Origin of the sequence: Viridibacillus sp. NPDC096237 (genome assembly GCF_050278625.1) — a bacterium.
Taxonomy (GTDB): domain Bacteria; phylum Bacillota; class Bacilli; order Bacillales_A; family Planococcaceae; genus Viridibacillus.
Genome location: NZ_JBNNTI010000008.1, coordinates 53,218 through 73,697, shown reverse-complemented (window position 1 = coordinate 73,697; position 20,480 = coordinate 53,218). Strand labels below are relative to the sequence as shown.

Here is a 20,480-nt window from a genome sequence, read left to right as displayed (position 1 = left end):
GATTAATTTCCTTTCTGTGCTTTTGGACGGATAAACATCGCATCGCCAAAGCTAAAGAAGCGATAGCGTTCTTGTACTGCGATATTGTAAGCATTTAATATTATTTCACGAGTTGTTAATGCACTTACTAACATAACTAGTGTTGATTTTGGTAAATGGAAGTTTGTGATTAGACCATCAATTGCTTTGTATTCAAAACCTGGATAGATGAAAATTGAAGTCCAACCACTATCAGCTACAATCTTACCATCATGGCGCTCTGCTATAGTTTCAAGTGTACGAGTAGATGTTGTACCTACTGCAATTACACGACCACCTTTTTGTTTCGTATCATTAATAATAGCTGCTGTTTCTTCTGTTAGATTATAAAATTCAGAGTGCATTGCATGTGTTTCAATTGTTTCGACATTAACAGGACGGAATGTTCCTAAACCAACATGCAATGTTAAGAAAGCAATTTTAACACCTTTCGCACGAATTTCATCTAATAAGTCTGATGTGAAGTGTAGACCTGCTGTAGGAGCCGCAGCTGAACCACGTTCTTTCGCAAAAACAGTTTGATAACGATCTTGATCATCTAGTTTTTCACGAATGTATGGTGGTAGAGGCATTTCTCCAAGTTGATCTAAAATTTCATAGAAGATTCCTTCGTAGTTGAATTTGAATAGCCTTCCACCATGATCTAACTCACCTGTACATGTTGCTTTTAGTAGTCCTTCACCGAAAGTAATTTCGGTACCCACTTTCACACGTTTTGCAGGTTTCACCAGTGTTTCCCATTCATCTTCATTTGACGTTTGTTTTAATAATAATACTTCGACATGCGCGCCTGTTTCTTCCTTCACACCCATCAAGCGTGCAGGCAATACACGTGTATCATTTAATACAAGGCAATCACCATCGCGTAGTTCTTCGATAATATCACGGAAAGTATGATGTGTCACTTCACCTGAATCACGATCTACTGCCATTAAGCGGCTTGAAGTACGGTCTTTCAGTGGTGTTTGTGCAATTAACTCTTCTGGTAGTTCAAAATCAAAGTCTTCTAATTTCATTGTTAACTTCCTTTTGTTTTATGTTTGTGATGGCAATGGATAGCCAAAATGCTCATAAGCTAGCGCAGTAGCTAAGCGACCTCTTGGCGTTCGCTGAACGAAACCAATTTGCATTAAATACGGCTCATAGACATCTTCAATTGTCATCGATTCTTCGCCAATACTTGCTGCAATCGTATCTAAACCAACAGGACCACCTCTGAAACGTTCAATCATCGTTGTGATTAGTTTGTGATCGATATGATCTAAACCTAACGGATCAACTTGTAGTAACTCAAGTGCAGCTTGTGCCATTTCTAGTGTAATATCCCCGTCTCCGATAACTTGTGCATAGTCTCTAACCCTTTTTAATAACCGGTTTGCGATACGAGGTGTTCCACGGGACCTTCGAGCAATTTCTCCTGCTGCTATTTTATCAATATTGACATCAAAAAGCTCAGCACTTCTACAAACAATTTCTGTTAATGATAGCTCGTCATAATAATCAAGTCGTAACAACACACCAAAGCGATCTCGAAGCGGAGCTGATAATGCACCTGCTCTTGTAGTTGCTCCTACTAATGTAAAAGGAGGTAAGTCAAGGCGAACAGAGCGTGCCGCAGGACCTTTCCCAACGACGATATCTAAACAAAAGTCTTCCATCGCAGGATACAGTACTTCCTCAATTGCTCGAGGTAGACGATGAATTTCATCGATAAATAAGACATCTCCAGGCTCAAGAGAGCTAACGATTGCTGCCAAATCTCCTGGTCGCTCAATAGCAGGTCCGCTAGTCATACGAATTTGGACATTCATCTCATTAGCAATAACTGCTGCTAAGGTTGTTTTACCGAGCCCTGGAGGTCCATATAGAAGTACATGATCCAGACTTTCTTCGCGCATTCTCGCCGCTTCGATAAATATCTTCAAATTGTCTTTAACTTTTTGTTGACCAATATATTGTGCTAGGTTCTGAGGTCTTAGTGATTGCTCAAATTGTTCATCAAAGTTAGATGCTTCACTCGATACAACGCGCTCATCCATGAACTATTCCTCCTTTCTTTTATTTTTGTTTTAATAATAGCTGTAAGGCTTTCTTCATATATGCTTCAGTTGAAGTAAGTAGATTATCTTCATCAAGTTGCGGTCGAATTTTTGTTAACTCACGTTCAGAATATCCTAAAGCCGTTAACGCTAGTAAAGCTTCATCTAATTCATGTTTGTTTGGATTCACTCCAAATAGAGGCAACTCATCTTCTCCACTTGGTAACTCAACATGATCAAGTAATGCATCTAGTTTTCCTTTTAGATCTAAAATCATTTGGCGAGCTGTTTTTTTTCCGACACCAGGGAACTTTACAAGGAATACTTCATCTTCTTGTTCAATTGCTTGAATAACTTGAGATGGATTGCCACTTGCTAAAATAGCCATTGCCCCTTTAGGTCCAATACCTGATACTTGTATTAGTTTACGGAATAATTCGCGTTGCTCTAATGATTTAAAAGCAAATAATAGATGTGCATCTTCTCTTACGTGATGATGCGTATAGACTTGTAGTAATTCTTTTTGAACATGAAACGCAAATGGATTTGGCGTATACAATTGCCAACCAATTCCTTGCTGCTCCATGACGATATATTCTGGAGTGACTCTTGTTACTTGTCCAATTATGTAGTCATACATAGCAATTCCCCTTATATTCAACGCTATGATTATAGCATATTATTTGTTTCATTAGGATGTCAGACCTTTTTCAGATGACAGTAGAAAAAGATAGATCGCCTAAACGACCTATCTGAAGCTTATATGTCATATCCTTTTCTCAAAAAAGACAAACACCTATTCTATTTCGGACTTCCACTATCATACCATAATTTCGGCCAAGATGAGAGCGCCACATTTGTAAATGCCACAAGTTCTTCGATGAAAGCCGCTTTGCGCTGTGTAGCAATGACATCAACATAGAGCCATTCTCTTAACAGCTCATTAGGATAACGAATCGCCAGTAATTGCTCTTTCGGAAATCCTTGCAAAAGTGGCTGCTCCTCTAAAAGTTTAGGCAAATTGTAATCGACATGAGGAAGTACACGATGCATCCACATGATGATCTCATCCTCAGCATGACCAATTGCCGCTAAATCAAAATCAATCAAATACACCTTGCCTTTCTCTGTCATTAAAAAATTATGATGCACAACATCTCCATGCAAAATTGTTGTTTTTTTGTTTTTTACAGGTTGCATACTTTTTAGCGCCTGTTCTGCATAAATAATAAGCTGATCTACAGCCGAGACACCTAAAAAATGTGCTATCTGCTCTTTTTTTGCCTTGAATTTTAACAACCGATCGTGCCACTTCAACTGTAAATCATATTGTGGCAAAAACACCCCGAACTCAGACCAATTAATGTCACTATTTGTTGCATGTAGCTTATACAACAATTCTAAAGTTTTTTTACGTTCTTCAATACGGTTAAATTTCACTGATCGCACATTAGATGCCCATGGCTGCACTATAGCAGTAGGATCATCACTTGCAATAACCGGTAATATATTCGGAAATTCAACCTTTTTTAATTGGTGATGAACAATACGAACCTTGTCAGCCGTTCCTTTATTCCCGTACCGTTTAATCGAATAATTATGCCCATTAATAGTCCATTGCCAAACGTTTGGCTTAACCCTCCTGAAAATACCGCTCTGATTCACATCAATTATAATCTACAAAAGACCTAGGTTGCGGGTACGGTTGTGGCTGTGGTTGCTGACAACCGCACGGAGATGTTGGCCAATTTGGCATCGGCATACTTGGCATCGGCATACTTGGCATTGCCATACCTGGCATTGGCATTGGCATCGGCATACCTGGCATTGGCATCGGCATCATATTGTTAGGTTGCTGCCATTGTTGTCCTTGAACTGGCCACTGCGGTTGCATTGGTTGTTGCCACTGTGGCGGCATTGGTTGCTGCCATTGCGGTGGCATTGGTTGTAACGGACCATGTTGATGCCCAAAACCTAAAGACTCATCAAATCCACAATCTCTAGTTGATTCAGGCATTTGCCAACCTGATGGCGGACTTGGTGGCATGCTTGTTGGTGGCCACTGTTGTTGATTTTGCCAATCTGGTTCTTGTGGCATTGGCATTGGTGCTACACCACCCCATGGCGACATTTCACCTGGCAGACTTGGTGGCATGCCTGTTGGTTGCCATGGTTGTTGATTTTGCCAATTAGGTTCTTGTGGCATTGGCATTGGCATTGGCATTGGCATCGGCATCGGCATTGGTGCTACACCACCCCATGGCGGCATTTCATTTGGCGGACATGGTGGCATGCCTGTTGGTGGGCATGGTGGCATCATTGGTGGACATGGTGGCATCATTGGTTGTGGCATTGGTTGCGGCGTTGGTTGCGGCGTTGGTTGCGGCGTTGGTTGCGGCATTGGTTGCGGCGTTGGTTGCGGCGTTGGTTGCGGCGTTGGTTTATGTTCTCTTAGCGGTTGAATAATTATTTCCTCTTCACGTTGTTCAACAAACTCTATACGTGTTTTGACTGGACGATGATGTTCATGTGGATGCACATGTGGTACTGGTACTGGCTCGACTATTGGTACTTCTTTTACTGGATGATGGTGATGTATTGGTGCCTCTTTCACCGGATGGTGATGTATTGGTGCTTCCTTCCCGTGATGATGGTGATGTATTGGTGCTTCCTTCCCGTGATGATGGTGATGTGTTGGCGCTTCCTTCCCGTGATGATGGTGATGCATCGGCGCTTCCTTCTCATGATGATGGTGATGCATTGGCGCTTCCTTCTCATGATGATGGTGATGCATTGGTGCTGCTTTCTCATGATGATGGTGATGCATTGGTGCTGTTTTTTCGTGATGGTGGTGATGCATTGGTGATGCTTTTTCGTGATGGTGGTGATGCATTGGCGCTGCTTTCTCCGGATGATGATGGTGTATTGGTGCTTGTTTTACCGGTTGGTGCATTGGTGCTTCTCTTACTGGATGATGTATTGGTGCTTCTTTCACTGGGTGCTCCTTATGTGAATGAGTCGGCGCGTCCTTTTTAGGTACAGCAGGCAAGAAAATCTCCATACCCGGTACGATATAATCGGGATTCGCCAAATGGGCATTTAAGCGTTTCAAATCTTCAAAAGAAATGCCATACTGTCTTGCGATTTTCCATAAAGTATCGCCTTTTTGGACCGTATGAGTGCGCATTTTATTCCTCCTTCCGTCTTTACATCATATGAAAAGCTTTCACAATTGGTCACCCGATTTTATATTTCAGTGAGGGCCTTTCATGTTACACTATGAGTTGAGAAGGGCAATTTATGCTTGCATTAGAGGTGATTTAGATGAAAAAATTATTAGGAGAAGAACGTAGAGAGATACTTCTGGACATGCTAAAGCAAGAAGGACAACCAATTACCGGTACTGAACTTGCAAAACGCACCAGTGTATCGAGACAAGTTATTGTCAGCGATATAGCCTTACTAAAAGCACGTAACGCACCGATTATTGCGACTAGCCAAGGTTATGTATTATTTACTGCTAATGCAGATACAACGCTCTATGAACGCCAAATTGCATGTCGTCACACATCTGCCGATACTGAAGAAGAATTAAATATAATCGTTGATGCCGGAGTCACGGTGAAAAACGTTACTGTAGAACATGCCGTATATGGGGAAATAACAGCTTCCATCATGGTCTCAAGTCGTCACGACGTACAACAATTTATGCAAAAGCTAACCGATACAAAATCAAATCTTTTATTGGAGCTAACAGAAGGAATTCATATCCACCTTATTTCTGCTTCCTCTGAAGATAAATTAAATTTTGCTGCACAGCAATTACAACAAAAAGGCTTTTTAGTTGCGACAAATTAATTTTCTGTATGTAAAAACCTCTTAGCATTTTTGATCTGACCCAAGAAAGTTAGACATATTTAGTTAAGCAGCTTCTAAGACCTAAGTTCGGTATTCCACCGGGCTTAGGTCTTTTAATTTTTCCTTCATTCGTTTGTGATTGTAATAGTGAATATAATCTGCGAGCTCCTGTTCAAAATGTGCCATGGATTCAAATTCTTGTAGGTAAAGGAGTTCAGATTTTAATAAGCCAAAGAAGTTTTCGATGACTGCGTTGTCCAAACAATTACCCTTACGGGACATACTCTGTTTAATCCCATGTTGTTTTAATGTTCGCTGATACTTTTGCATTCGATAGTGCCAACCTTGGTCCGAATGAAGGATGACTTGATCACCTGATTGAAGGCGCTCCAATGCTTGTTCTAACATATCATGGACTAGTTTATACACTGGACGATTCATTACCGTGTAGGCTATGATTTCACCATTGCACAAATCAAGTACCGGTGATAAATAGCGTTTCTCACCAAATAGATGGAACTCTGTCACGTCTGTTACCCATTTCTCGTTCATCTTCTCCGCTGTAAAATCACGTTGTAATATGTTTGGAGCAATTTTCCCGACGTTTCCTTTATACGAACGGTATTTCTTCATACGACTTCACATTTTATGCCAAGGGTATTCATCAAACAATTAATCGTTTTAGGATCATGATGAAAGCCGTATTTTTTCAATTCTTTGGCAATCCGACGATAACCATAACGTCCCTTATGTTCATGGTAAATGGACTGGATTGCGACTTTCACATCAGCATATTTATCAATACGGTTCAAACGCTTTTCCCAGTAATAATACGTGCTACGTGGAATATCAGCGACTTTGATTAATTCCACTACTTCATAGGTTTCCTTTAGTTCATAAATTACTTGCGCTTTGATTTGATTGGTAATTTTTCTTGCATTTGAACTAAAGCATTTAACTTTTTTAGTACGCATTCTCCATTTCTAATTGTTTAATACGTGCCTCTAATGCCTCGACAGATCCTTTAGCTGATGTTGGTTTCGTTGTTCTTTTTGTTTCTTTTTTCATGGATGGACGCCCCTTTTTCTTAGAAACAAGGGCATCATAACCACCAAACTCAAACTTCCTTCGCCATTTTCGAATCATGCCAGGAGATGAAATGTTAAATAGTGCAGCTGCGTCAATTGAAGATGTACCTGTTTCGTTCATATAATTTAGTACATTCATTTTATATTCAGCGGAATATTTTGTATAGGACTTTAAGAAAGTCTCTATACCATTTTCTTGATAACGGCGAACCCATTCACTGACAACCCGATTTGTGATACCGATATCTTTCGCGATTTCACTCATGGATTCATAGCCATTTAAGTATCGTTGAACCGCTTGAATACGTTGTTCAACACTTACTTTTGTCATAAAAAAACCCCCGTAAAAGTTAGATTGGTGTCTAACTTTTACGGGGCAGTTCATTTTGCTAAGAGGTTTTACATTTGTTTTTCAACCTTGACTATTTTTATATGTATAATACGTGCCGAGTGATTTTACCGAACATCCTAATGCAGATAGCTCATCAATCGCACCTCTCATCATCGGTGCATTTTCATCTTCTAGCACATCAACAATAAAGAAATAGTCCCCTAAACCTGTTTTCAACGGTCTTGACTCGATTTTACTTAAGTTGATTTGGCGCCATGCAAATACAGAAAGTACTTGATGTAATGCTCCTGAACGGTCATTAGGTAATGTAATCATTACCGTTGTTTTAATTTGTTCCTCACGATGCTCTTTTTCAATCCGTTGATTAGTTCTTGATAGAACGAAAAACCGTGTATGATTGAAATGGAAATCATGAATATTATCTTGGACAATGTTTAAGCCATACGTTTCTGCTGCAGAAATATTACCAATTGCAGCAATACATTGATCAGGGTTTTCAGCTATATATTGAGCTGCTGCTGCCGTTGATGTCGTTTGATTTAACGGAGTCCCTCTAAATCTGTAATATAAATACTTGTGACATTGAGCAAGAGCATGAGGGTGTGAATAGATGCCCTCAATACCTTCCCAATGATCAGCGTATTTTGGATTTACCATTAAATGTTGTGCAATTGGCGATAATACTTCTCCTACTACATATAAATCCGCTTCATGATATAAATAGTCAATTGTTAACGGTACAGATCCTTCAAGCGCATTTTCTACAGGTACTACCGCTAAATCCACTTTACTGGATGCGACTGCTTCAATGCACTCCGGAATTGTTTTGTAAGGAATAAGCCATTCGTTTGGAAATAACTCTTGCGTAGCTAAATACGTAAACGTGCCTGCTGGGCCTAAATAAGCCACTCTATTTTCCCACTCTTTTGATGTCAATTCAAAAAAGCCCCCTTATAATGCGCCTGAACTAATTACCTCTGCTGACTCTACAAAATCTAATTTTTTAAGTTGCTGTATTAAATCATCTAACTCTATATCCATAGCTGTCACATCTAACGATAAAGTCACGTTTGCTCTTCCTTGAATTGGAATCGTTTGGTGAATGGTCAAAATATTACAATGCGTTTCAGTGACAGTCGATAATAGACGTGCTAATGTTCCTTTACGATCTTCAAGCTGTAAAAAAACAGTTAAAATACGCTCTTGAACGATAGAGTGAAAGGGGAAAACAGCATCTCGGTATTTATAAAATGCACTACGAGATAAATCTACTTGCTTAACAGCATCCCATATTGAAGAAACGGCACCCGTTTGTAATAGAGACTTCGCATCTAGTGTCTTTTGCATGGCATCTGTCAGAACATCTTCGCGTACTAAATAATAGCGTTGATCTGCTACATTTTTCATCTCTTTCCCCCCTAAATACTTACTCTATAAATTCAAATTCAAATTCAAGTAATCGAACAATATCGCCGTTTTCAGCGCCACGTTCTCTTAATGCTTCATCAACACCCATACCGCGTAATTGACGTGCAAAACGTCGAATTGAATCTTCACGACTGAAGTCAGTCATTTTGAATAATCTTTCGATAGAAGAGCCACTTAATACGTACGAACCATCATCGTCACGTGAAATTTCAAAGTCAGGACCTTGTGATTCATGTTTGTATAAAACAGTAGCATCTGTTTCTTCTTCTTCTACATCATTCAATGCAAATTCAGGTGTTACTTCTAATAAATCTGCTACAGCGAATAGTAATTCTTTCAACCCTTTACGAGAAACAGCAGAAATTGGGAAAATTTTTGCATCTTCTCCTACTTTTTCACGGAAAGCTTGTAAGTTTTCTTCCGCATCAGGCATGTCCATTTTATTGGCAACGATAATTTGTGGACGTTCTGTTAAACGTAGATTATATTGTTCTAATTCTTTGTTAATTGTTAAGTAATCTTCATAAGGTTCGCGGCCTTCCATACTAGACATATCAATAACATGCACGATTACGCGTGTACGCTCAATATGACGTAGGAATTGATGTCCTAGTCCAACACCTTGGTGTGCACCTTCAATCAATCCTGGTAAATCTGCCATTGCGAAACTACGACCATCTTCTGTTTCAACCATACCTAAATTTGGCACGATTGTTGTGAAATGATAAGCACCGATTTTTGGTTTTGCTGCAGTAACAACTGATAGTAATGTTGATTTACCTACACTTGGGAAACCGACTAAGCCTACATCAGCTAATACCTTTAACTCTAATATAACATTAAGCTCTTGTCCTGGCTCGCCTTTTTCAGAAAGTTCTGGCGCAGGATTAGATGGTGTTGCAAAACGAGAGTTTCCTCGTCCTCCACGTCCACCGCGAGCAATAATAGCCGTTTGACCGTGTTCTACTAAATCAGCAATAACTCGTCCATCTTCTTCAGAAGTTACAATTGTACCAGGTGGCACTTTTACATAATAATCTCCTGCATTTTTACCATGTTGGTTTTTACTCATACCATGATTACCGCGTTCTGCTTTGAAATGACGTTTATAACGGAAATCCATTAATGTACGTAGACCTTCTTCAACAATAAAGATTAAGTCCCCACCGTTACCACCATCGCCACCTGCTGGGCCACCATTTGGTATAAATTTTTCGCGACGGAAAGCTACCATACCATCTCCGCCGTCTCCACCTTTAACAAAGACCTTTACGTGATCAACAAACATTTAAATACCCTCCTTGCTTACTTCTATGCAATAACACCAATCTTCATTTGTATAATGATTATTTTTAATCATTATTGATTGATGCTCTAATTTTTCTTCGAATGGCTTCATATCCCATGAGCCCTTTAAATGAAATGAAATTTTTAATTTTTCTTGCGTTGAGTTGATGTGAAGTGATAGATTTTGCTCTATATATGGGTTTAATGAAGAATATACATAGGAGACAGTCCGCTCTAAATGATCTTTGATTGGTCTATCTAATGCTATATCTACCTCAGAGTCAACGTTACTTTGAATTGTCACTTGATAGGACGGATAACGCCATTTCAATGTGTGTAACCATTCAATCGTTTTTGGTAATCCTAATTGATTAATATTGAAAAAAATACGGCATTGTTCGGCCACTCCAGAAATAACTTCCTTTGAGCCCTCAACACGTCCCATATCCAAATTAATCTTTATTAGTTGAAGCTGATTTAAAAAATCATGGTGTGCAAAGCGTAGCACTTCATTTACGGTGAGAGGCTTTTCAGTCATTGTACACACTCCTCCAATAAGATGTTCAGTCTTCAGTATACCAATTTTTCATCGGTTTTTCTCGCATTAGAAAAACAAGGCTTCCGCTAACTTGAGCGAAAGCCGATTTAGAACAGGAACTGGTTACTAAAAACATACTTTTTACCAGTGCATGAAAAAGGACTGCAATAAATGCAGTCCTTAGCTTTTGAAATTAAGCTTCTTGAGCGACAGGGTATACACTTACTTTTTTCTTGTCGCGACCGTAGCGTTCGAATTTAACTACGCCGTCAACTTTTGCAAAAAGTGTATCGTCTCCACCGCGGCCAACGTTTTCACCTGGATAAATTTTAGTACCGCGTTGACGGTAAAGAATTGATCCACCAGAAACGAATTGACCATCAGCACGTTTAGCTCCAAGGCGTTTTGACTCAGAGTCACGACCGTTCTTAGTAGAACCTACCCCTTTTTTCGAAGCGAAAAACTGAAGATCTAAAGTTAATAACATCATCTGTTCCACCTCCTACATTTGGGAATATGATATCTGAATATATTGTCCGTAACTCCCACGACTTTCCACAATTGATTCCAACTGTGTAATCATTGTTCGAACAATAAGTTGTAATTGACTGTCTAATTCTTCATCTAAATCGGCTGGCAATGTGACGTGGAGGTATCCACCTTCACCATCTTGCTGAATAGTCGGCTCAACCTTTAGTATTTTGTACATGGCATTAACACCGCCAAAGGCAACTGTTGATGCTGATGCACATACTAAATCTTTACCATGTTCATCAAAGTCTGCGTGACCTTTCATTTCAAATGAAGATACATGTCTTTTTTCATCGTGATTAATCGTTACTTGGATCATTTAATCACCTCACTATTAAGCGTTGATAGCTTCAACTACTAATTTAGTGTAAGGTTGACGGTGACCTTGTTTACGACGGTAGTTTTTCTTAGCTTTAAGTTTGAAAACAACGATTTTCTTTTGACGACCGTGTTTTTCAACTTTAGCTGTTACAGTAGCGCCTGCCACGAATGGAGCACCAACTTTAACTGCTTCGCCACCTACGAATAAAACTTTGTCAAAAGTAACCACTTCACCATCTTCTGCGTTTAATTTCTCAACGTAGATTTCTTGGCCAGCTTCAACTTTGATTTGTTTACCACCAGTTTCGATAATTGCGTACATATCTGCACCTCCTCTTATAACTCAGACTCGCCCTCAATCAGGTGATCCCGAAAGATACTTAAAACCTTTTCAGCGCGGTTGTAGTAGCACGGGTGCTACAAACAATAACATTAAAATACTACCACATAGAATCTACTAAGTCAATATATTCAACGCATACTTTTCAAATGCTTTAGTATATTTTCGATATCGCCACTCTTTTATATTTTGAAATAAAATAAATAGAAATAAAAAGAGCAAAAAAACGGATTTTGGTAAAAATAAAATACAGCATACCAAAACCGCTAAACAAGTGATTATTGAATACTTTAAAAAAAACTCATGTATTTCATACATTGGTTGTTTTCCACTTATTAAGATTTCAACTATACGACCGCCATCCAACGGCCAAATCGGCAATAAATTGATAAATAAAATAAAGCACTGTATGTATATTAGCGGTTCTTGAAGAGGCCCTGGTATGAATAGAGCCATAATTAAGAGAAAAGAAGTAGCAATAGGTCCGGCAGCCGCAACTACCAACCTATGCTTTTTACGAATCCTCTGTGTTTTCGAAAGTCTAATTTCCCCACCATAAGGCATGATCGTACAACCTTCAATTATAAGCTTATACTTACTTGCAGCTATTAAATGACCACACTCATGCCAAAGCAATGAGCCAAGAATCATGGCATAATGAGCTACATTACCTGATAACAACAATATAATTATTATCGGTATCATTGTTGGATGTATGCGAAATTTCTGTAACTTTATTTTCATCCTCACTTCATCCACTCTTTTATCGCAGTTGAATCAAGCATAGTCCCCTTTTTCTCAACTTGTAAATAAAGTCGACCTGACGTTAAATTCGAAATTGTTTCTCCCTCTTTAATGGAGGTATATGGTAGTATTGTCAACTCATCTAGAAAACCATACGTAACATTTTCTCCATTTTCATAAATGACAGTCATCGTCTTCCCTAACGATTGCGTATGTCCAGTAAAAATGACAAGTCCATCTTGTCTTGCTCGGATACTAATATTCTCTTTATAAGAAAGTAAAGTACCGTTCGAAAAAGGCTGTAAAGTGGAAAATGTAGCGAGCTCTCCCTCATATAGAGGAGCTGTTACAGTAATTGAATCATCTTGTTTACCATCCGGATTAAGTAAACCCTTTGTCCAATTTCGTAGCATAACAAAGTCTTCACCAGAACTTGTAATTTGCTTAATATTCGTCTGCATCGTGCCATTTTTTTCAAGCACTGAAACCATGACTACACTAAGTGTAATGAGGAATGCCAAAATCCACTTCATTTTATTTTTCAAAATCTTCACCTCATAGTATTCTTTATTGCAATATATGAGAAGAGTCAATACTTCATTACAGACTATAGACAAACTCGAAAAAAACGAGTTTTTGCAGTCTTTTTATTTTTATGCAGGATAGATCTCTCCGAAGCTTAACAGCTCCCTTTCCACGGGCGAGCGAACGTTTCTCCAAACCAATAAAACGTTACCTTCTACTTTACTATTATTTATATATAAACTTTATGGCAATATATTTATGATTTTTGAGAAAAATGAATAATTAAATTCGGTATTTCGGTACTTAGTTTAATTTCCCTACTTTCATATTACTTCCAAACAAAAAGACTACTCCACACATTTTAAATGTGGAGTAGCCCAACTAATAGATAACAATATTTACCCCATCCATGCTTGTCCAGTACGGAAGAGGTTATCTAGCACTTATTTAGAAAACAGTGATTTGAGTTTAGCAAATACGCCTTTACTCTCACCTTCCAATGTCATAAGTGGCACTGATTCACCTAGGATTCGTCGTACGATATTGCGATATGCTAAAGCCGCTTGTGTAGTTGGCTCCATCACAATTGGCTCACCTTTATTGGATGAGCTAATCACATTTTCATCATCTGGAATGATTCCTACCAAATCAATTGATAAGTGTGTAGTAATTTCGTTCACATCTAATGTATCGCCGCGATTCATTAAATGTGGACGAATCCGATTAATAATTAATTTAGGTGGTTCTATTTCTTCTTGTTCTAACAAACCAATAATACGATCAGCATCACGTACCGCTGAAATTTCAGGTGTTGTTACAACTATTGCTTTATCTGCACCAGCAACAGCATTTTTATAACCTTGTTCAATCCCTGCTGGACAGTCAATTAAGACAAAATCATAATCTCTTTTTAATTCACCAATTAACTGCTTCATTTGTTGTGGTGTTACTGCGGTCTTATCTGTCGTTTGAGCAGCAGGTAATAAAAATAGTAATTCATCAAAGCGTTTATCTTTTACAAGCGCTTGATGAATTTTACATCGACCTTCAATAGCATCTACTAAATCATAAATAATGCGGTTTTCTAATCCAAGGATAACATCAAGGTTGCGTAAACCGATGTCTGTATCAACTAAGCATACTTTTTTTCCTTGAAGGGCCAATGCAGTTCCTAGATTTGCAGTAGTCGTTGTTTTACCAACGCCTCCCTTACCAGAAGTTATTACAATTGCTTCTCCCACATTAGCTTCCTCCTTTAAACGTAGACAGATTTGGTCTAAATAAACGCAAATCTTGCAAGCGGTCAATCATAATATGACCATTTGAATGTATGTACGCACATTCCATTTCAGGTGTTTCAGACAAAACGGCTAATTCATTTGTCATAAGTTCCATCAAGTCTGCAATCAGTAGATGGGTGGCTTCAAGCCAAGACGCTGCTATAACTGCTTCACGGTTACCTTTTGCTCCTGCATGAGCAATTCCCTTTAAACGCCCTAAGACGAAAATACTACCGCCAGCTTCAACTCTAGCATTAGGATTTACATCTCCAACAACTACTAAGTCACCTTCCGCACGAATCGTTTGTCCCGACCGTACGATACCCACATAAGTAGCTGATCTGCTTTCTACCACTCTACGATTACTTTCCTCTACAGAAATTACATCGCTCTTAATCTTTGAAACTTTTAAATGCTCGGATTGCTGAACAATATGCAATATTTCTTTTAATTGTTCTTCATCACAATATCGATTTCCTAATTGAATCTGTACTTCAGCTTGACCTTCCATACCTTCTTCGGACACCTTACGCTTAAGTTCATCGATTAACTCTGAGTAAGCGCATTGATCGTCTAGTCGAAGCACAAGTCCATCCTTCGTACCTTTAATATAGACTAGCTGCTTTGTCGACAAATGCGTCACCTCACGATTTTTTATAAAATGGATTGATTTGCTTTTTGCAATACGCGCGCTTGTATTAAATATCTAAACGTCCAACCAAGCATAATGAGGAAAATCGAGTTCGCAATCATTGTTGGTATTAGACGGTGATTTAAAAATTCTGAAAATGGAAGAGTCGTAAATGAAATTATTAAGAAAAATTGATGTAAGATTATCTCTAGTAAAGCGACTAATAGTAACGATAATGTTGTTGTTACAAACAAATGTTGATGGATATATTTTACTGTAGAACCTGCTATAAAACAAATAAATGGGTACAGGAATGAATATAATCCAATAATATCAATGTAAAAGATATCATACAAGAGTCCAAAAATTAATCCATATAGCATAGCTCGTTTCCGATTATAATAAATCGAAAGAAATATCAAATATAGTATCAAAAATCTCGGTACTAAATAAGCTAACTCCCCATTCCACTCAATCGGTGAAAATAGAGCGAATTCAGTTTCCAAAAAAAACAGCACAACAGCGACTAGAGGAATTAGAAAACGTGCCATTATTCTCCATCCCCAGTCGTGTTAGCAGTTTTATTTGTTTCGTCATTATTTGTACTATTACCATCAGAACCATCGATATTAATAGATTCTCTTTTCGCAATAATAACATGATCTAGCATTGAAAAATTAGCAGCTGGTTTCACATAAGCAAGTTTTGTTAAACCATAATCATCTGTAGTAACTTTCGTTACTTCCCCAATCAGAATACCTTTCGGGAAAATACCGCCTAAACCAGATGTCATAACTTTATCGCCTTTTTTCACATTCAAACTAGAGTCAATACGTTTTAGTATTAATTCGTTACGTTTTTCATCAAATCCTTCTATTAAACCAAATACTTGTTTTTTATTTGCAACAACCGCGGATACACGATAGTTCGGATTATTGGTAGTCAATAACTCTACTTCGGATGTATACGGTGTAGTTTGCACGATTTTACCGATTAAGCCTTCAGATGTTCTAACAGCCATGTTGACTTTTATACCATCCATCGTCCCTTGGTCCAGGATCAACTTTTCTTCCCATTGATCAGGATTACGTGCAATAACAGTTGCTTGAATTGGGTTGAATTTCTTCAAATCCGCTTTTTTATCAATTATAGCTCTGACCTTGTCATTTTCAATCTTTAAATCATTGACTTCGCCCTGCAGTACTGCAAATTCTTCCAAACGCGATTTTAATCTTTTGTTTTCATCATACGTCTTTAATAATGCATCGACATTATTAAAGATTCCTGTTATATAATGCGCCGGCTTGGACACTATAGATTGTCCAAAACCGACCGTATCTTTAATGATTTGTTCAGGAAGCGAGGCGTTTTGACGATCGCGTAAGGAGAAGCTAATCAATGCCACGAGGAAAATTACACCGACAAGCAGCAAAATTAATCGCTTATTCGAGAAAAACTGTGGCATTGCCTAAACCCCCTTAACCTTTCGTTTGTTGACGACGTACTAAATCGATATGATCTAGCGCCATACCAGTACCAACTGCAACACAATCTAGAGGATTTTCAGCAATAAATACCGGCATATTTGTTTCGCTACTAATAACTTTATCTAAGCTTTTCAGTAAAGCTCCACCACCAGTTAATACAATACCGCGTTCCATAACATCAGCAGAAAGCTCTGGAGGAGTTTGTTCTAATGTTTTCTTCACGCCATCGATAATAGCAGAGATAGATTCACGTAATGCTTCAGCAATTTCGATAGAAGAAATTTCAATTGTTTTTGGTAAACCAGTTACTAAATCACGACCGCGAATTTCCATGCGCTCTTCTGGACCTTCAGTGCTAGCAGAACCAATTTCCATTTTAATAGCTTCAGAAGTACGTTCACCAATTGTTAAATTATATGATTTACGAATATAAGCTGTGATAGCTTGATCCATTGCATCACCTGCAACACGTACAGATTCACTTGTCACAATACCACCTAATGAGATAACAGCCACTTCAGTCGTACCACCACCGATATCAACAACCATACTACCTGTTGGTTCCCAAACTGGTAAGTTAGCACCAATTGCTGCTGCAAATGGCTCTTCAATTGTGAAAGCATCTTTCGCGCCCGCATGACGAGATGCATCTATAACAGCACGTTGTTCAACAGATGTAATACCATAAGGTACACAAATCATCACATTCGGCTTCTTCCAGTTTCCACCTGAAGATTTCATAGCCTCACGCAAATAATACTGAATCATAGTAGTAGTAATATCAAAATCAGCAATAACGCCGTCTTTCATTGGACGGATTGCTACGATTGAACCTGGAGTACGTCCAATCATATTTTTTGCATCGTTACCTACTGCTACGATTTCACCTGTTTTTGTATTTTTCGCAACTACAGAAGGTTCTCTGAGTACGATTCCTTTTCCTTTAATAAATACCAATGTATTTGCTGTGCCGAGGTCAATCCCGACATCTTTCCCACCTAATCCAAACACTATTATGTTCTTCCTTTCTCTATAGCCATAACTTTCTAGCTGTCATTAAATCATAAGTTTTATTATAACGGAAAGGAATGAAAAATTACAGTGTTACATGTACCCTTTCTCCTTTAAACTTATAAATTGGTGATCTCCAATTATGACATGATCTAAAAGCTCTATACCTATTATATAGCCGGCTTCTTGAATTCGTTTCGTCACTTCAATATCTTCTGGTGAAGGAGCGGGGTTGCCAGAGGGATGATTATGCGCACAAACAAGCGAAGCAGCAGATCGTTTAACAGCTTCACGAAAAATTTCGCGTGGGTGGACGATACTCGCATTTAAACTACCAATGAAGATCGTTTGCTTATGAATAATTTGGTTTTTTACATTCAAAAACAACACTACGAAATGCTCTTGTAATAAAGCAGTCATATCAGCCATTAAGTATGTAGCAGCATCTTGAGGAGAACGGATAGTATAGCGGTCTTCTATTCGCTGTTGCGACATCCTCCTACCAAGTTCAATAGCTGCAAGTAATTGAATCGCTTTGGCCTCTCCAATCCCTTTTACAGACATAATTTCCTCAATGGCTGCATGCTTTAATTCGTGAAGCTGTTCGAAAGAGGTTAACACTCGATTTGCAATATGTAAAACAGATTCTTCTTTTGTTCCTGTCCGTAATAATATTGCAATAAGCTCTTGGTTCGATAAACTCTCTGCCCCTTGTCGTTTTAAGCGTTCCCTAGGGCGGTCATCTTGATGTACATCGCGAATCATCATTGATTTAATAGTGTCAGTAGACATCGACTACCTCCCCTTCCTTTGCAACGAGAATCTTCTTGCTAATTAAATGCTCTTGCAAAGCGTTAATCGGTAATCCCGCGACATTATCAAAATCACCTTCAATAGATTGCGATAAATTTGCCCCTAATCCTTGTATATTATAACCAATATCATGTTCAAAAGGTTCCCCCGTTTCAACATAATGTTCAATTATTTTTTTAGAGAGCTTTTTCATCCTCACTTTAGACTCCACCACAAGCATTGTTACCTGCCCAAGATACCTAACAGCAATAGCTGTCGTTACAATATGTTGACAATTTGATAATTTAGCTAAATAACGATAAGCCGCCCGTCTAGTAGTAGGGGGGCATAAAATTTCCCCATCGATACTAATAGTTCTTTTCACTGAAATATATGCCTTATTATGATCGACCATAAATTGCCGCCACAAAGTCACAAAAGAACAATACACAGTAAAATCCAAAGGCGATGTAGTCGAAGGATAATCTATGGCTATATGATGATACTCAACCTCATAAGGTACCTGAATACTAGAAAAGATATCCTCTGCGTTGCCTCTTGGACTCACTAAAACAATAGTCGTAACTGGATTTAAAGTCATTCCAATTCCCTCCTTTTTTGACATCATAATCGAAACGACATTTTTTTCAAAAGTGTTAAAATCATGATTTGACCGTTATTAACACCTTAAAATCCAATTTTGAGACATTTGTTTTGAGCTGTATAATGGCTAATTAGCTGTAATCTAATCACTAGAATATCATCAGAAACCTTTGACACCGCTTCAATGTTAGAAGCCCAATTAGAAGGTGGCTCTATCTTTTTCTTAGAACCATCAAAAGTAAACTTTGACACTTTTGAAGCACTCAGTACTTTCGGCATTTCGACAAGTGCAGCATTTTCACACTTAGCACCGCTAAAGCTAATCTCTTTTACGAAAGAATCCTTATCTACTCTTTCTTTAATTTCTTTCTCTTTTGTCCCAACAGCAGACCATACAAAATATTGACCACCAAATGAAACGATAGCACTGTTATATAGCTTTGGATTAGTACCTAGGAATTCCGTTGCTGATTGCTCACTTGAAAAAACACCATACTGCTGCGCATAAAAAGTATATGCTTTGTCATCAACCTTAGCAGTTGTTGCCGTTTTTGTTGCAGTTTTCTTATTATTACTAACTTGTTCATCTGCTTGTCCATCAAAAAAATGCAATGCAATGAAAAATAGAAATACTCCTGCCACACCAATAATCACACCATGAACCATAGACAAGAGCAGCATTTTTTTATTATTTCTAGATTCAAATTTCATCTCATCACCCCTCTAATAACCGTAGCATGATGACCATAAAAAAAGACAAGACTCTTGTCGTCTTGTCTACAAAATTTATCTTGTTAAAATAACAAATTCATATACCATTCGAGAATTTGTTCACCATAGAAGTAAGCAAGTATACTTGCAACTGCAATCGATGGACCAAAAGGAATCGGCGTTTTACGTCCCTGCTTTCGGTAGATTAATAGTATAACACCCGCTATTAAACCAATGACCGAAGCTAAGAATAACGCAAGTAATGTCGAAAAAACACCTAACACTAGTCCTATAATGAAAAATAATTTAATATCCCCGCCCCCTATTCCACCTTTCGACAGGATAGACACAAGTAATAATATTAAAAAACCTCCAAATGCACCAACAATACTATTCCACCATGGATCCGACTGGATAAATATACGCCCCACCGCTAATAACACACCAAAAAACAATAAAATCCTATTAGGTATCAACATATACGCAATATCTGAAACAGTAATAATGATTAACATCGAAATAAACAATAGTGCGATAATTAATTCAGGCTTCAATCCCAATTCCAAATACGCCAAGGCAAAAAAAACACCTGTCAAGAGTTCCATTAATGGATATATGCAGCGAATTTTTTCATCGCAACTTCTGCATTTGCCTTTCAAAAACAAAAAAGATAAAACAGGTACTAAGTCCTTATATGTTAGACGCCTTTGACAATTTGTACAATGTGAAGGTGGTCGAACAATCGACTCCCCTTTAGGCACTCTTAAACCAATGACATTAAAAAACGAACCAAAAACTAAACCAAATATAAAAAAGAATAGCGCATAAATAGTTATCATTTATATCCCTCTTATTATAGTTTTATTCTCCTAGTG

At 38.2% G+C, this 20,480-nt stretch carries 24 protein-coding genes, 1 pseudogene and 1 other annotated feature; of the genes and pseudogenes, 1 reads left to right on the top strand and 24 read right to left on the bottom strand.

Features of this window, described 5'->3' with window-relative positions; all coding sequences use genetic code 11:
• Positions 1-2: 2 nt before the first annotated feature.
• The 5 genes from queA to ACQKMD_RS07225 form a co-directional block, all read right to left on the bottom strand.
• Positions 3-1,055, bottom strand: a complete 1,053-nt coding sequence (queA, locus tag ACQKMD_RS07245) for a tRNA preQ1(34) S-adenosylmethionine ribosyltransferase-isomerase QueA (RefSeq protein ID WP_427750725.1) — start codon at positions 1,053-1,055, stop codon at positions 3-5.
• Positions 1,056-1,073: 18 nt separating this feature from the next.
• A complete protein-coding gene (gene ruvB, locus ACQKMD_RS07240) occupies positions 1,074-2,078 on the bottom strand; it encodes a Holliday junction branch migration DNA helicase RuvB (RefSeq protein ID WP_427750723.1) in 1,005 nt (334 codons plus the stop codon).
• A 19-nt stretch (positions 2,079-2,097) separates the two neighbouring features.
• Positions 2,098-2,718, bottom strand: coding sequence for a Holliday junction branch migration protein RuvA (ruvA, locus tag ACQKMD_RS07235; protein ID WP_427750721.1), 621 nt, complete (start codon positions 2,716-2,718; stop codon positions 2,098-2,100).
• A gap of 161 nt (positions 2,719-2,879) precedes the next feature.
• Entirely contained in the window at positions 2,880-3,743 is an 864-nt protein-coding gene (locus ACQKMD_RS07230; protein WP_427750720.1) for a phosphotransferase, read from the bottom strand.
• Position 3,744: 1 nt separating this feature from the next.
• Positions 3,745-5,265 carry a LysM peptidoglycan-binding domain-containing protein gene (locus tag ACQKMD_RS07225; protein ID WP_427750718.1) on the bottom strand — a complete coding sequence of 507 codons (1,521 nt, stop codon included), beginning with the start codon at positions 5,263-5,265 and terminating at the stop codon, positions 3,745-3,747.
• Positions 5,266-5,402: 137 nt separating this feature from the next.
• Between ACQKMD_RS07225 and ACQKMD_RS07220 the strand changes: the two genes are divergently transcribed.
• Complete coding sequence (locus ACQKMD_RS07220) at positions 5,403-5,936, top strand: transcription repressor NadR (RefSeq protein ID WP_427750716.1); 534 nt, start codon at positions 5,403-5,405, stop codon at positions 5,934-5,936.
• 81 nt (positions 5,937-6,017) lie between these two features.
• Here ACQKMD_RS07220 and ACQKMD_RS07215 read toward each other — a convergent pair.
• The 19 genes and pseudogenes from ACQKMD_RS07215 to ACQKMD_RS07125 all read right to left on the bottom strand — a co-directional run bounded on the left by ACQKMD_RS07215 (position 6,018) and on the right by ACQKMD_RS07125 (position 20,444).
• Positions 6,018-7,355, bottom strand: a pseudogene (locus tag ACQKMD_RS07215) (IS3 family transposase).
• Positions 7,356-7,436: 81 nt separating this feature from the next.
• Complete coding sequence (gene pheA / locus ACQKMD_RS07210; RefSeq protein WP_427750714.1) at positions 7,437-8,312, bottom strand: prephenate dehydratase; 876 nt, start codon at positions 8,310-8,312, stop codon at positions 7,437-7,439.
• A gap of 15 nt (positions 8,313-8,327) precedes the next feature.
• Positions 8,328-8,783, bottom strand: coding sequence for an ACT domain-containing protein (locus ACQKMD_RS07205; RefSeq protein ID WP_427750713.1), 456 nt, complete (start codon positions 8,781-8,783; stop codon positions 8,328-8,330).
• Between the two features lie 19 nt (positions 8,784-8,802).
• A complete protein-coding gene (gene obgE / locus ACQKMD_RS07200; RefSeq protein WP_427750711.1) occupies positions 8,803-10,092 on the bottom strand; it encodes a GTPase ObgE in 1,290 nt (429 codons plus the stop codon).
• Positions 10,093-10,629, bottom strand: coding sequence for a Spo0B domain-containing protein (locus tag ACQKMD_RS07195; protein ID WP_427750709.1), 537 nt, complete (start codon positions 10,627-10,629; stop codon positions 10,093-10,095).
• Between the two features lie 193 nt (positions 10,630-10,822).
• Entirely contained in the window at positions 10,823-11,116 is a 294-nt protein-coding gene (gene rpmA / locus ACQKMD_RS07190) for a 50S ribosomal protein L27 (RefSeq protein ID WP_038188306.1), read from the bottom strand.
• A gap of 15 nt (positions 11,117-11,131) precedes the next feature.
• Positions 11,132-11,479 (bottom strand): ribosomal-processing cysteine protease Prp, encoded by a 348-nt coding sequence (locus ACQKMD_RS07185; protein ID WP_427750707.1) that lies wholly within the window; start codon positions 11,477-11,479, stop codon positions 11,132-11,134.
• A 15-nt stretch (positions 11,480-11,494) separates the two neighbouring features.
• On the bottom strand, positions 11,495-11,803 hold the full coding sequence (gene rplU, locus ACQKMD_RS07180; protein ID WP_427733436.1) for a 50S ribosomal protein L21: 309 nt from the start codon (positions 11,801-11,803) through the stop codon (positions 11,495-11,497).
• Between the two features lie 13 nt (positions 11,804-11,816).
• Positions 11,817-11,893 (bottom strand) — a sequence feature (ribosomal protein L21 leader region).
• A 45-nt stretch (positions 11,894-11,938) separates the two neighbouring features.
• The gene (locus ACQKMD_RS07175; protein WP_427750705.1) at positions 11,939-12,565 is read right to left on the bottom strand and encodes a site-2 protease family protein; all 627 of its coding nucleotides are present in this window, start codon (positions 12,563-12,565) and stop codon (positions 11,939-11,941) included.
• Between the two features lie 2 nt (positions 12,566-12,567).
• Positions 12,568-13,110 carry a peptidoglycan DD-metalloendopeptidase family protein gene (locus ACQKMD_RS07170; RefSeq protein WP_427750704.1) on the bottom strand — a complete coding sequence of 181 codons (543 nt, stop codon included), beginning with the start codon at positions 13,108-13,110 and terminating at the stop codon, positions 12,568-12,570.
• Positions 13,111-13,533: 423 nt separating this feature from the next.
• A complete protein-coding gene (minD, locus tag ACQKMD_RS07165; RefSeq protein ID WP_038187406.1) occupies positions 13,534-14,331 on the bottom strand; it encodes a septum site-determining protein MinD in 798 nt (265 codons plus the stop codon).
• A 1-nt stretch (position 14,332) separates the two neighbouring features.
• Positions 14,333-15,004: a septum site-determining protein MinC gene (gene minC, locus ACQKMD_RS07160; protein WP_427750702.1), complete on the bottom strand. Its 672-nt coding sequence runs from the start codon at positions 15,002-15,004 to the stop codon at positions 14,333-14,335.
• A gap of 20 nt (positions 15,005-15,024) precedes the next feature.
• Positions 15,025-15,552, bottom strand: a complete 528-nt coding sequence (mreD, locus tag ACQKMD_RS07155; RefSeq protein WP_427750700.1) for a rod shape-determining protein MreD — start codon at positions 15,550-15,552, stop codon at positions 15,025-15,027.
• Entirely contained in the window at positions 15,552-16,466 is a 915-nt protein-coding gene (gene mreC / locus ACQKMD_RS07150; RefSeq protein ID WP_427750698.1) for a rod shape-determining protein MreC, read from the bottom strand. Before mreC ends, mreD begins: the two co-directional genes overlap by 1 nt.
• A gap of 13 nt (positions 16,467-16,479) precedes the next feature.
• Entirely contained in the window at positions 16,480-17,499 is a 1,020-nt protein-coding gene (locus ACQKMD_RS07145; protein ID WP_427750696.1) for a rod shape-determining protein, read from the bottom strand.
• A 93-nt stretch (positions 17,500-17,592) separates the two neighbouring features.
• Positions 17,593-18,291, bottom strand: coding sequence for a RadC family protein (gene radC, locus ACQKMD_RS07140; RefSeq protein ID WP_427750694.1), 699 nt, complete (start codon positions 18,289-18,291; stop codon positions 17,593-17,595).
• Positions 18,281-18,892: a Maf family protein gene (locus ACQKMD_RS07135; RefSeq protein WP_427750692.1), complete on the bottom strand. Its 612-nt coding sequence runs from the start codon at positions 18,890-18,892 to the stop codon at positions 18,281-18,283. The genes radC and ACQKMD_RS07135 overlap by 11 nt, the downstream gene beginning before the upstream one ends.
• 86 nt (positions 18,893-18,978) lie before the next feature.
• Complete coding sequence (locus tag ACQKMD_RS07130; RefSeq protein ID WP_427750690.1) at positions 18,979-19,605, bottom strand: hypothetical protein; 627 nt, start codon at positions 19,603-19,605, stop codon at positions 18,979-18,981.
• An 83-nt stretch (positions 19,606-19,688) separates the two neighbouring features.
• Positions 19,689-20,444, bottom strand: a complete 756-nt coding sequence (locus ACQKMD_RS07125; RefSeq protein ID WP_427750688.1) for a prepilin peptidase — start codon at positions 20,442-20,444, stop codon at positions 19,689-19,691.
• Positions 20,445-20,480 lie beyond the last annotated feature (36 nt).

Coding starts and splice junctions, on each gene's coding strand:
- rplU (WP_427733436.1), bottom strand. CDS start 11,803: ATGTACGCAATTATCGAAACTGGTGGTAAACAAATCAAAGTTGAAGCT.
- ACQKMD_RS07225 (WP_427750718.1), bottom strand. CDS start 5,265: ATGCGCACTCATACGGTCCAAAAAGGCGATACTTTATGGAAAATCGCA.
- ACQKMD_RS07130 (WP_427750690.1), bottom strand. CDS start 19,605: ATGAAATTTGAATCTAGAAATAATAAAAAAATGCTGCTCTTGTCTATG.
- ruvB (WP_427750723.1), bottom strand. CDS start 2,078: ATGGATGAGCGCGTTGTATCGAGTGAAGCATCTAACTTTGATGAACAA.
- ruvA (WP_427750721.1), bottom strand. CDS start 2,718: ATGTATGACTACATAATTGGACAAGTAACAAGAGTCACTCCAGAATAT.
- mreC (WP_427750698.1), bottom strand. CDS start 16,466: ATGCCACAGTTTTTCTCGAATAAGCGATTAATTTTGCTGCTTGTCGGT.
- rpmA (WP_038188306.1), bottom strand. CDS start 11,116: ATGTTATTAACTTTAGATCTTCAGTTTTTCGCTTCGAAAAAAGGGGTA.
- ACQKMD_RS07125 (WP_427750688.1), bottom strand. CDS start 20,444: ATGATAACTATTTATGCGCTATTCTTTTTTATATTTGGTTTAGTTTTT.
- ACQKMD_RS07175 (WP_427750705.1), bottom strand. CDS start 12,565: ATGAAAATAAAGTTACAGAAATTTCGCATACATCCAACAATGATACCG.
- ACQKMD_RS07135 (WP_427750692.1), bottom strand. CDS start 18,892: ATGACTTTAAATCCAGTTACGACTATTGTTTTAGTGAGTCCAAGAGGC.
- radC (WP_427750694.1), bottom strand. CDS start 18,291: ATGTCTACTGACACTATTAAATCAATGATGATTCGCGATGTACATCAA.
- queA (WP_427750725.1), bottom strand. CDS start 1,055: ATGAAATTAGAAGACTTTGATTTTGAACTACCAGAAGAGTTAATTGCA.
- mreD (WP_427750700.1), bottom strand. CDS start 15,552: ATGGCACGTTTTCTAATTCCTCTAGTCGCTGTTGTGCTGTTTTTTTTG.
- ACQKMD_RS07220 (WP_427750716.1), top strand. CDS start 5,403: ATGAAAAAATTATTAGGAGAAGAACGTAGAGAGATACTTCTGGACATG.
- ACQKMD_RS07205 (WP_427750713.1), bottom strand. CDS start 8,783: ATGAAAAATGTAGCAGATCAACGCTATTATTTAGTACGCGAAGATGTT.
- ACQKMD_RS07195 (WP_427750709.1), bottom strand. CDS start 10,629: ATGACTGAAAAGCCTCTCACCGTAAATGAAGTGCTACGCTTTGCACAC.
- obgE (WP_427750711.1), bottom strand. CDS start 10,092: ATGTTTGTTGATCACGTAAAGGTCTTTGTTAAAGGTGGAGACGGCGGA.
- ACQKMD_RS07185 (WP_427750707.1), bottom strand. CDS start 11,479: ATGATCCAAGTAACGATTAATCACGATGAAAAAAGACATGTATCTTCA.